At 49.3% G+C, this 1235-nt stretch carries 2 protein-coding genes; both read left to right on the top strand.

Going from position 1 to position 1235, the window contains the following annotated elements; translation table 11 throughout:
- Window positions 1-41: 41 nt before the first annotated feature.
- Complete coding sequence (locus tag B7C60_RS16780; protein WP_099612622.1) at window positions 42-941, top strand: homocysteine S-methyltransferase family protein; 900 nt, start codon at window positions 42-44, stop codon at window positions 939-941.
- Window positions 928-1235: BCCT family transporter (locus B7C60_RS19945; protein WP_245869686.1), on the top strand; the 308-nt coding region annotated here is incomplete at its 3' end. The genes B7C60_RS16780 and B7C60_RS19945, both read left to right, overlap by 14 nt.

Genomic DNA, 1235 nt, shown 5'->3' with positions numbered 1-1235 from the left:
CTTCAATGCTTGAACCAATAAAGCAGTATGGATACAAGAATATGAGCACATTTACCCTTCTTGATGGCGGTATGGGCCGCGAATTAAAACGTATTGGCGCGCCGTTTTCTCAGCCTTTATGGAGCGCCCAAGCGCTGATTGAGTCCCCAGAGCATGTCCGTTTAGCGCATCAAAGTTTTATTGATGCTGGTGCCGATATTATTACCGTCAATAGTTATGCCTGTGTGCCTTTTCATTTAGGCGAAGCTCTGTATCGCAGTGATGGTGCAAGATTAGCCCGTTTAGCGGCGCAAATTGCCGTTGAGGTTGCACAGCAAGCGTCACATGCTGTACAGGTAGCGGGCTCGATTCCGCCAGCAATGGGTAGCTATCGCCCGGATCTGTTTCAGGCGCAGCCAGCGCAAGCGATCACCCAAACCCTGTATGCAGCGCAAGATCCTTATGTGGATATTTGGATTGCCGAGACCATTGCCAGCTTAGAAGAGTTGAGCATGATTCAACAGGTCTTAGGGCAATCAAGTAAGCCTTGTTATTACGCGTTTACTTTAAAAGACGATAGCGATGTGGCGCAGCTGCGTTCTGGAGAGTCGGTATCGGATGCCGCCAAGCAAGTCTATGCGGCAGGAGGGGCAGGGATGTTATTCAACTGTTCAGTACCTGAAGTGATGGCGGATGCTATTTCGCAAGCGAAAAATGTGTTGAATGGAGATCAAACCGGTATCGAGATCGGGGTGTATGCCAATAGCTTTGCGCCGATTAAAGCGCAACATGCGGCTAATCAAACCGTTCAGGCGATGCGTGAGTTCAGCGCGCAAGATTATGTTGAGTTTGCCAAGCAGTGGTATGAACTAGGCGCAACCGTGATTGGTGGCTGCTGCGGTATTACCCCAACCCATATTCGTGCTTTACAGGATTGGAGGCAGGCGCTTGAAAAATCTTAACTATGGCTTGGCTTTCCCGGCGATTATTTTGGTCTTGGTATTACTGACCGTTTCAGCCCTTTATCCTGCCAACTCACAAGCCATGGCCGGACAAGCGATGGCGTGGGTCAGTCATTGGTTTGGCTGGTTGGTGCAACTAGCCAGTTTGGCGTTAGTCGGCTTTTTACTCTGGCTCGCCTTTTCCAAACATGGCCAAATCCGTCTGGGTGATGAAAAAACCGAATACAGCAATTTTTCTTATGGTGGGATGATATTCACCGCTGGTGTTGGTGCATCCTTGATTTACTGGGCGAT

The sequence above is a fragment of the Vibrio fujianensis genome, assembly GCF_002749895.1.
Classification (GTDB): Bacteria; Pseudomonadota; Gammaproteobacteria; order Enterobacterales; family Vibrionaceae; genus Vibrio; species Vibrio fujianensis.
This window is presented reverse-complemented; position numbering and strand designations above follow the sequence as displayed.

Excerpts from the sequence above, each read along its gene's own strand:
- B7C60_RS16780 (WP_099612622.1), top strand. The coding sequence starts at position 42 with ATGAGCACATTTACCCTTCTTGATGGCGGTATGGGCCGCGAATTAAAA.